The 8,682-nt window shown below is 68.0% G+C and carries 8 protein-coding genes; 3 read left to right on the plus strand and 5 right to left on the minus strand.

Annotation, left to right across the window (positions count from 1 at the left end; translation table 11 throughout):
• Window positions 1-310: 310 nt before the first annotated feature.
• The 4 genes from AB4Y72_RS11075 to AB4Y72_RS11090 all read right to left on the minus strand — a co-directional run bounded on the left by AB4Y72_RS11075 (window position 311) and on the right by AB4Y72_RS11090 (window position 3,747).
• Window positions 311-1,150: a DUF427 domain-containing protein gene (locus tag AB4Y72_RS11075; RefSeq protein ID WP_441426205.1), complete on the minus strand. Its 840-nt coding sequence runs from the start codon at window positions 1,148-1,150 to the stop codon at window positions 311-313.
• A gap of 73 nt (window positions 1,151-1,223) precedes the next feature.
• Complete coding sequence (locus AB4Y72_RS11080) at window positions 1,224-1,829, minus strand: TetR/AcrR family transcriptional regulator (protein WP_441426206.1); 606 nt, start codon at window positions 1,827-1,829, stop codon at window positions 1,224-1,226.
• 99 nt (window positions 1,830-1,928) lie between these two features.
• Entirely contained in the window at window positions 1,929-3,257 is a 1,329-nt protein-coding gene (gene paaK / locus AB4Y72_RS11085) for a phenylacetate--CoA ligase PaaK (RefSeq protein ID WP_441426207.1), read from the minus strand.
• A gap of 16 nt (window positions 3,258-3,273) precedes the next feature.
• On the minus strand, window positions 3,274-3,747 hold the full coding sequence (locus tag AB4Y72_RS11090; RefSeq protein ID WP_441426208.1) for a hotdog fold thioesterase: 474 nt from the start codon (window positions 3,745-3,747) through the stop codon (window positions 3,274-3,276).
• A 212-nt stretch (window positions 3,748-3,959) separates the two neighbouring features.
• Between AB4Y72_RS11090 and pta the strand changes: the two genes are divergently transcribed.
• A complete protein-coding gene (gene pta, locus AB4Y72_RS11095) occupies window positions 3,960-6,071 on the plus strand; it encodes a phosphate acetyltransferase (protein ID WP_441426209.1) in 2,112 nt (703 codons plus the stop codon).
• Here pta and AB4Y72_RS11100 read toward each other — a convergent pair whose 3' ends face one another.
• Window positions 6,072-6,335, minus strand: coding sequence for a hypothetical protein (locus AB4Y72_RS11100; protein WP_441426210.1), 264 nt, complete (start codon window positions 6,333-6,335; stop codon window positions 6,072-6,074).
• A 191-nt stretch (window positions 6,336-6,526) separates the two neighbouring features.
• Between AB4Y72_RS11100 and AB4Y72_RS11105 the strand changes: the two genes are divergently transcribed.
• Both AB4Y72_RS11105 and AB4Y72_RS11110 read left to right on the plus strand, forming a co-directional pair.
• Window positions 6,527-7,696: an acetate kinase gene (locus tag AB4Y72_RS11105; protein ID WP_441426211.1), complete on the plus strand. Its 1,170-nt coding sequence runs from the start codon at window positions 6,527-6,529 to the stop codon at window positions 7,694-7,696.
• Window positions 7,697-7,756: 60 nt separating this feature from the next.
• A complete protein-coding gene (locus tag AB4Y72_RS11110; RefSeq protein WP_441426212.1) occupies window positions 7,757-8,320 on the plus strand; it encodes a GNAT family N-acetyltransferase in 564 nt (187 codons plus the stop codon).
• Window positions 8,321-8,682 lie beyond the last annotated feature (362 nt).

Raw genomic sequence — 8,682 nt, forward strand, 5'->3', positions numbered from 1 at the left:
ATCACGGCGACCGGATCGATGCTGGGCGGCGATGCGGCAGGCACGCTCATACCCGGCAACCCGGTGCGTTTGTGACGATCCGGGTCATCCCGAATGTCCTTCTTCCAGATGGGGCCGACGTGTAAAGGTGGAGCATCCATCCTCCTTCCGCTGGCCGCCCGCTAGACGGCGGGAGCCATGAGTGCGGTCTCACAAGCGATAGAGGCTGGTCCATCACATGTTCTCCAAGCTAGGGCTTCCGGCGGGGGCAGTCTTCACCCAATGCGGGTGAAAGATCACCAACTACACGCGCTGTGCCGCGGTGCCACGGTCAGTCTGGCCGGGACCAAGGCGTCACCGGGCGGGGCTGGAGCGCGCCGTTGACCGTCAGATCGACCCGTTCGTTGAAGAAACTGATGAGCCCATGGATCTGGGCGGCATCGCGGAAGCGCCGGTCGTAGCTCCATGCGATGTTGCCGCCCTGTTCTGAGGCAGGATAGCTCCAGTAGCTGGCCTGGCCCTTATACGGGCACACGGTCCGCTTGGGGCTCTCCTGCAAGAGGTCCAGCCGCACGTCCGCCGGCGGGATGTAGTACCGGACCGGGAGCATGGTCTCGTAGAGCAGTTGCGCTCCGTTCGTGCGGGCCAGCGTCACGCCGTCGAGGGCGACTTCCACCGGGACGGAGGACGCCCTGATGTCCACCCGGTGGAACGGGTCCCGGGGGTGGCCGACGATCTCCTCATCGTCCTCGAGCCATTCAAAGCTGCCGAAATCCAGAATCACATAGCCGGCCAGGTCCGGGTCGTCGGGCCGGAAGGCCGCCCGGCGAACGGTGGCCGCCGGTGTTACGACGTCGAGTTCCTCACCGGGCGCGGTGTGCTTGTGGAAACTGGTCCTCGGGTCGAATCCCGGCGGAACGTCCGGGCGGATGCTCGCGGCGTGTTCCTCCACGGCGGGGGCGGGCAGCGACGGCGGCGCCAGCTCTGCGCTGAGTTCGGCCTCCGGCACGGCGAAGACCGGCGTGATCCGGCGCGGTTCCCAGACCAGATAGGCATTCAGGGTGTCTACGACTGTGTGGCCGGTAGCACGTGCCCTGATCCGTTTGGCCGTCGGTTCGTAACGCAGCTGCGGGAAGGCTCCGAAGAGCACCCGGGAGAGTCTTGTGGCCATGCTCCAAGACTGGCCGCGGTGCCGCAAAGCGTCAATGCGTTCCCTGCCATGCGCACGGCAGGCCCGGGCGCGGCTAGCTGGGAACGTGAAGGCCGTGGAACGCCATGGTGATGACGTCGTCGGCCAGCTTCTCCGGGGACAGCGAGCCGCCGGGCTTGTACCACTCGACGATCGAGTTGATGGTGCCGAACAACAGGCGGGTGACGGTGCGGGGGTCGATGTCCTGGCGCAACGAGCCTTCGTCGCGGGCGGCGGAGATGAGGGCTGCAACCTTGTGGTCGAAGGTGCGCCGGCGCTCCAGCGCGTTCCGCTCGATCTCGGTGTTGCCGCGCAGCCGCAGCAGCAGCGTGACGAACGGCAGCCGTTCCACCAGCACCGAGATGGTCTCGCGGACCACGAACTCCAGCCGGGCCTCGGCGGAGCCGGTCTGCGCCTCGGGCCGGTCCAGGATGGCCTCGAGGCCGCCCAGGGCGTGGTCCAGCGCGAGCTTGAGCAGATCGCCCTTGGACGGCACGTGGTGATAGATCGCTGACTTGGAGATGCCCAGGTTCTCGGCGAGGATGCCCATGGACGTGGCGTCGTAGCCGTGGCGGTTGAAGACGTCGACGGCGATCAGCAGGACCGATTGCTGGTCATAGCCGGGACGGCCGCGCTTGGTGGTGGTTGCTGAGGTGGGCATACTCGCTAGTTTCTCATGAACGGTCAGCCAGCCCGGCCGGCCTGACCTCGAAGGACACGCCGGCCGGGCCGGCCAGATGGCTGAACAGGCGGGGCCGGTTCAGCCCTTGGGACGCATGTCGTAGATCCGGCGCAGTTTGCCGTTGGACCGCTCCAGCGAGCCGGGCTCGACGACGTCGACCATGCAGGAGGAGCCGACGTGGATTTTGATCTGCTGCTGCAGGACCTTGGCGGCGGCAACGCCGGTCTCCACGGTGACGGTCTCGCGGCGCTCGATCCTGACGGTCATCTGGTCCATCCGGTGGCCCTCGGGACGCGTGAGTTCCAGCTGGAAGTGCGGGCTGAGCTCGGGGATGCGCAGGGCGATTTCCTCGATCTGCGACGGGAACAGGTTCACCCCGCGCAGGATGATCATGTCATCGCTGCGGCCGGTGATGCGGCCCATGCGACGGTGCGCCGGGCGCGCGGTGCCCGGCAGCAGCCGGGTGAGGTCCTTGGTGCGGTACCGGATGATCGGCAGGGCTTCCTTGGTGAGCGAGGTGAACACCAGTTCGCCCGGTTCGCCGTCGCCCAGCACCACCGTGGGGTCGAAGGCATCGATGATCTCGGGCCGGAAGTGGTCCTCCCAGATGTGGCTGCCGTCCTGGGTCTCCACGGCCTCGCCGGCGACGCCCGGGCCCATGACCTCGGAGAGGCCGTAGATGTCGCAGGCCTTGAGGTTCATGGTGGTCTCGAGCTCGTGCCGCATTTCCTCGGTCCACGGCTCGGCGCCCAGGACCGCGTACTTCAGCGACGTGGAGGCCGGGTCGATGCCCTGCTTCATCATGGCGTCGGCGATGGTCAGCAGGTACGTGGGGGTGGCCAGGATGGCGTCGGGCTTGAAGTCCTGAATGAGCGTGATCTGGCGCTCGGTCTGGCCGCCGGAGATCGGGATGACGGTGCAGCCGAGGGCCTCCGCGCCGGCGTGGGCGCCCATGCCGCCGGTGAACAGGCCGTAGCCGTAGGCGTTGTGGACCTTCATGCCGGGCCGGACGCCGGACGCACGGAGCGAACGGGCGACGAGCTTAGCCCAGTCGGCCAGGTCCTTCTTGGTGTAGCCCACCACGGTGGCGCGGCCGGTGGTGCCGGAGCTGGCGTGGATCCGGGCGACCTCGTGCTGCGGCACGGCGAACATGCCGAAGGGGTACTCCAGGCGCAGGTCTTCCTTGGTGGTGAAGGGGAACTTGCCGAGGTCCGAGAGCTCACGGAGGTCCGTGGGGTGGACGCCGGCCTCGTCGAACTTCCGCTTGTACAGGGGGACGCGGTCGTAGGCGTAGGCCACGGTGTGCTGCAGGCGGCTGAGCTGCAGCGCCTCGAGCTCGTCGCGGGAGATGGTTTCTTCGCGGTCCAGGACGGCATCACTGGTGGGCGCGACGGTTTCTTGGGTCATCTGGGGTTCCCTGTTTCTATTTCTTGGAGATGGTGCGGCTGCGGCCGCGGAACTCGGCAACGAGTTCGCTCTGAACGGGAGCTGCGGCGCGCTCGACGGGATCGGCGGCGTAGATCTGGATGTCGTAGAGGCCGCTGCGTCCGGTGCTAGCGCGGCGGTTGGCGACGGCGGTGAGGACCTGGCCGCGGAAGGCCGGTTTGAGGAAGTTGATATCGACGCCGGAGGCTACCGTGATGGTGCCCGGGTCGATCGCGGCTTCGCCGGGTTTCGGCTTGGCGGGGTTGCAGGCCAGTGCGAAGGCGGTGTCGCCGAAGGCGAAGATCATTCCGCCGTGCGCCATGCCGAAGCCATTGAGCATTTCCTGCCGGAGCGTCATGCGGATCGTGGCATGGCCGTCGTCCAGGGCCACAACTTCGATGCCCATCCATTCCGAGGCGTAGTCGTCTTTGAGAATGGGGTGGATGTCACCGGAAATTGTCAGTTCAGCCATGCGTCGTTGCCTCCAGCTTTATTTACCGAATGTTCATTAGGTAATCCCATTTCGGTGCCTTCTGTCAAGAGTCGGGGACCCCTGCGCCCGTCCTCGGGACACATTTCGGCGCCGCGCCTCCCGCTAGCCGCCGGCTGCCGCATGGAGAAACCGGCAACAAGTGAAAGTATGGAGGCACGGAGCACCACCACGACACGACCTAAGGGCGGATCATGGCCAAGGGGATATATGTCAGCGCGACCACACCGGGATCCGGGAAGTCGCTCGTTGCGCTGGGGCTGGCGGACACGCTGCACCGGCACGCGGACCGGATCGGCTTCTTCAAGCCCGTGGTTCACGGCAACGACGCCGCGGCGGACCCGATGGTTGCACTGATGAAGGCCCGGTTCGACCTTGACGACCAGCGCTGCCGCGGCGGCCTGACGTTTGCCGAGGTCCGGGGGCTGCTGGCCGAGGGAAACAGGGCGGAGATCGACGCCCGCTGCGTGGAGATCTTCGCCGAGATGTCACGGCACTGCGACGTGGTGATCGTGGAGGGGACGGACCTCACCGGCCAGGATGCCGCCGTCGAATTCGATCTCAACGCCCGCCTCGCGAACAACCTGGCCGCCTCCATCGTGGCCGTGGTGGGCGCGAAGGGCCGGACCGTCGCGGAGGCGGCCGACGCCGTCGAGGTGGCCCGGAAGGAACTCCTCGCCGAACGCTGCACGCTCCTGGCGATCATGGTGAACCGGGCGGACCCGGAGGACCTGGAGGCCATTGCCGCGGCCGTGCGTCCCGGCGCCTCGGGCCGGCCCGTGTACGTCCTGCCGGAGCTGGAGGCGATCGCCAGGCCGACCACCGGCGAGGTCGCCTCGGCGCTTGGCCTTGGCCAGGTGGCCGGGCTGCCGGACCTGGAACGTGACGTGCATTCGGTCAAGGTGGCGGCCATGAACGTCGCCAACTTCCTGCATGTGCTCGACGACGGCGCCCTGGTGATCGTTCCCGGCGACCGGGCGGACGTGCTTGTCGCCTGCCTGGCGTCGTCGTTCTCGCCCGAGTTCCCGGTCCCGTCCGCGCTGATCCTGACCGGCGGCCTGGCCCCGGATCCCACCATCTACTCGCTGCTGGCGCAGGCGCCGTTCCCGATCTTTGCCGCCCCGGACGACACCTACGTGACGGCCAAGCGGGTCTCCGAGGTGCGGAGCGAGATCTGGTCCGGGCACCGCCGCAAGGTGGCCTCCGCCCTGGGCCTGTGGGCCAAGCGGGTGGACGAGGCCGAGCTGCTGGAGCGGCTGCACCTGCCGCGGCCGGAACGGATGACGCCGCTGCGTTTCCTGCACGACCTCATTGAGCGGGCCCGGTTGCAGCGCCGGCACATCGTGCTCCCGGAGGGCAATGACGTGCGGATCCTGCGTGCCGCCGAGATTCTGCACCGGCGTGACGTCTGCGACCTCACCATCCTGGGCAACGAGTCGGAGGTCCGGGAGCTGGCGTCCACCCAGGGCATCGACCTTTCGGGCATGAGCATTGTGGACCCCGCGACGTCGGAGCTGCGTCAGCAGTTTGCGGAGAAGTACGCGGAGCTGCGGGCGCACAAGGGCGTCGACCTCGCCCGGGCGCTGGAAGTCATGCTGGACGGGAGCTATTTCGGCACCATGATGGTGCAGCTGGGAGCGGTGGACGGCATGGTGTCCGGTGCCGCCCACACCACCGCGCACACGATCCGGCCCGCGCTGGAGTTCGTCAAGACGCGCGACGGGGTCAAGATCGTCTCCTCGGTGTTCCTGATGCTGATGCCGGACCGGGTGCTGGTCTATGGCGATTGCGCGGTGAATCCGGATCCGAACGCGGAACAGCTGGCGGACATCGCGCTGGCCTCGGCCGAGACCGCAGCCCAGTTCGGCGTGGAGCCGCGGGTGGCCATGTTGTCCTACTCGACGGGCGGCTCCGGGACCGGGGAAGCGGTGGACAAAGTCCGGCAGGCCACCGAAGCCGTCAAGGCCCGCCGCCCGGATCTCGCCGTCGAGGGCCCTATCCAGTACGACGCCGCGGTGGACGCCGCGATTGCCCAGTCCAAGATGCCCGGCTCGACCGTCGCCGGGCAGGCCACCGTGTTCATCTTCCCGGACCTCAACACCGGCAACAACACCTACAAGGCCGTGCAGCAGTCCTCGGGGGCGGTCGCCGTCGGGCCTGTCCTGCAGGGGCTCCGCAAGCCCGTCAATGACCTTTCCCGCGGCTGCACCGTGGAGGACATCGTGAACACGGTGGCCATCACCGCCGTCCAGGCGCAATCCGCAGCGGCTGCCACCGCGCCGGCACGCGCGGCTGCCCATGCATAGTCAGCTGTTTTCGGGCTTCGCCGGGCTGTCGGGATCTTCCTGCTTGGCGGGCTCATCGGACAGGCCCGCCGGCGTGAGATCCAGGTCCTGCGGGTTCTCCGGGGCCTCGGCGGCTTCTCCGACCTCTGCGGCCTTGAACTTTCCCGTGTCGTCCAGGGCCGGGTTGGCGCCTTCGACGCCGGTGGGGTCCGGCTTACCGGACCCGCTGGCCGGGTCGGTGCTCTCTGGCCGGGTGCTGTCTGGCTGGGTCGCGTCGTCAGTCATGGGGATCCCTTCGTGAGTTGTCCAGTTGATCCGCCGACTCTAGGCGCCTGCCGCGGCTTTCGCAACGGATGGGCGTCCTTGCCAGTCCGGCAATTTATAGTGGATCCCACGGAGCGCTCGGCCAGGCTCCGGCGTGATGCCAGTCCCGGCGCACCCTCGGGTAGCGTCGAAGCCGAGGCTTAGGAGGCCCCATGCTCGTGCTCGTCATCAACTCCGGTTCGTCCTCGCTCAAGTACCAGGTGCGCGATGTCGAGGCCGGCAGTGTGCTCACCGAAGGCCTGATCGAGAAGATCGGGATGGGTGCCGGCGGCGAGGGTGACGGCCAGATCGAGGGCCCGCGCGACCACGCCGAGGCGCTGGAGCTGGTGGACACGGCCATCCACGCGGCCCTGGGGGACCGGGCGCTCGACGCCGTCGGCCATCGCGTGGTGCACGGCGGGGAGCGCTTCGCCGAGCCGGTGCTGGTCAACAATGAAATCACCCGGGCCATCGAACGGCTGAACCCGCTCGCGCCGCTGCACAACCCCGCCAACGTCCTGGGCATCCGCGCGATCTCGAAGAAGTGGCCGGAGCTGCCGCAGGTGGCCGTGTTCGACACCGCTTTCCACCGCACCCTGCCCGAGCACGCCTGGCGGTACGCGGTGCCGGACGAGCTCTACACGAACCACGGGATCCGCCGCTACGGCTTCCACGGCACCTCCCACGAGTACGTGGCGCACCGGGCGGCGGCGCTGCTGGATGTTCCGGTCGAGGAGTTCGACGCCGTCATCGCCCACCTTGGGAACGGCGCCTCGGTCACCGCGGTCCGCGGCGGCCAGTCCATCGACACGTCCATGGGTTTCACGCCCCTCGAGGGCCTGGTCATGGGCACCCGGTCCGGCGACCTCGATCCCTCCATCCTCGTCTTCCTGGGCCGGGCCGGCTGGTCTCCCGAGGACCTGGACTCGATGCTGAACCGGCAGTCGGGGCTCAAGGGCCTGGCCGGAAACAATGACATGCGCTCGGTGGTGGAAGCCGCGGAAGCCGGCGATGCCAAAGCGGCCATGGCCCTGGCCGTCGCGTCGTACCGGCTCGCGAAGTACATCGGCGGGTACCACGTGGCCGTCGGCGGCGCGAAGGCCCTGGTGTTCACGGCCGGGATCGGCGAGAACTCGCACCAGTTCCGCAGCCTCGTGGCGCAGCGGCTCGGGGCTCTCGGCGTGGAGCTCGACGCCGGGCTGAACCGGGAGCGGTCCAAGGAACCCCGTATCATTTCCTCCGCGACGTCGGCCCTGCCTGTCCTGGTGGTCCCCACCGACGAGGAGCGGGCGATCGCGGAGGCGACGGCCGCCGTCGTCGCCCGGGCATCGGTTGCTCCGTAGGTGCCCTTTTGGCGGCCCAAAACGGCGCCTGCGGAGCAGTCGATGGGTAGCGTTGGGGACATGACCGAACCCAGGCCCCTCCCACCCCTGCCCATCCGCACCGAGCGGCTGGTCCTGCGCCGGTTCGAGGCCACCGACCTCGACGCCTTCCACGCCTACCACTCACTGCCCGAAACCGCGCGCTTCCTGCCCCGCGAGGCCAAAAGCCTGACCCAGTCGATGGAGACCGTGGGACGGTACGCCAACTTCGAGTTCGAGAAGGAGGGCGACTGGGTGGCGCTGGCCATCGAGGCCGCGGATTCACCCGGGCTGCTTGGCGAGGTGGTGCTCAAGTGGCTGGAGGGGTGCGGGCAGGCCGAGATCGGCTGGAGCCTGGCGCCGGAGGCGAGGGGACGGGGCATCGCCAGCGAGGCCGCCCGGGCGCTGCTCAAGCTTGGGTTCGAGGACCTGGGGTTCCACCGCATCGACGCCAAGCTGGATGCCTTGAACACTTCCTCGGCGGCGCTGTGCGAACGGCTCGGCATGCGCCTGGAATCGCGGCAGGTGGACAAGTGGCACTACAAGGGCGAATGGGCCACGGAGGTGGTGTACGCCATGCTCGCGGACGAGTGGAAGGCGCTGTAAGCCGCGGAACACTCAGCGGATTGAACCCCGGCACCCGTCCGAGTCCAAGCCCGGCACCCCGGGTCGACGCCGGTCGACGCCGGCATTCCGGATTGAAGCCCGTCGCTCGCCGGAATGACGAAGATGGCCGGAATGGGAGGTCCCATTCCGGCCATCTTCGTCAAACGGGTGCGCCAACGCCGTCTCAGGCCCGCGGCGCGCCTTCCGCCGGGCCTAGGTGTACTCGGCCAGGACGTTGGTTACATGTTGAAAGGGTGAAGACCTCTTAGGTTGGTGGTTACCACACACACCGAACGACTAAGAGGTCTTCATGGTCCACCGTAATGCCCGCCTGACTCCTACTGGTAGAGGCATCCTTGTCC

Source organism: Arthrobacter sp. YAF34, assembly GCF_052113245.1.
In the GTDB taxonomy this organism is placed as follows: Bacteria; Actinomycetota; Actinomycetes; order Actinomycetales; family Micrococcaceae; genus Arthrobacter.

Bases quoted from the DNA above. Each gene is read 5' to 3' on its own strand.
- AB4Y72_RS11075 (WP_441426205.1), bottom strand. From the start codon at position 1,150: ATGGCCACAAGACTCTCCCGGGTGCTCTTCGGAGCCTTCCCGCAGCTG.
- AB4Y72_RS11080 (WP_441426206.1), bottom strand. From the start codon at position 1,829: ATGCCCACCTCAGCAACCACCACCAAGCGCGGCCGTCCCGGCTATGAC.
- paaK (WP_441426207.1), bottom strand. From the start codon at position 3,257: ATGACCCAAGAAACCGTCGCGCCCACCAGTGATGCCGTCCTGGACCGC.
- AB4Y72_RS11090 (WP_441426208.1), bottom strand. From the start codon at position 3,747: ATGGCTGAACTGACAATTTCCGGTGACATCCACCCCATTCTCAAAGAC.
- pta (WP_441426209.1), top strand. From the start codon at position 3,960: ATGGCCAAGGGGATATATGTCAGCGCGACCACACCGGGATCCGGGAAG.
- AB4Y72_RS11100 (WP_441426210.1), bottom strand. From the start codon at position 6,335: ATGACTGACGACGCGACCCAGCCAGACAGCACCCGGCCAGAGAGCACC.
- AB4Y72_RS11105 (WP_441426211.1), top strand. From the start codon at position 6,527: ATGCTCGTGCTCGTCATCAACTCCGGTTCGTCCTCGCTCAAGTACCAG.
- AB4Y72_RS11110 (WP_441426212.1), top strand. From the start codon at position 7,757: ATGACCGAACCCAGGCCCCTCCCACCCCTGCCCATCCGCACCGAGCGG.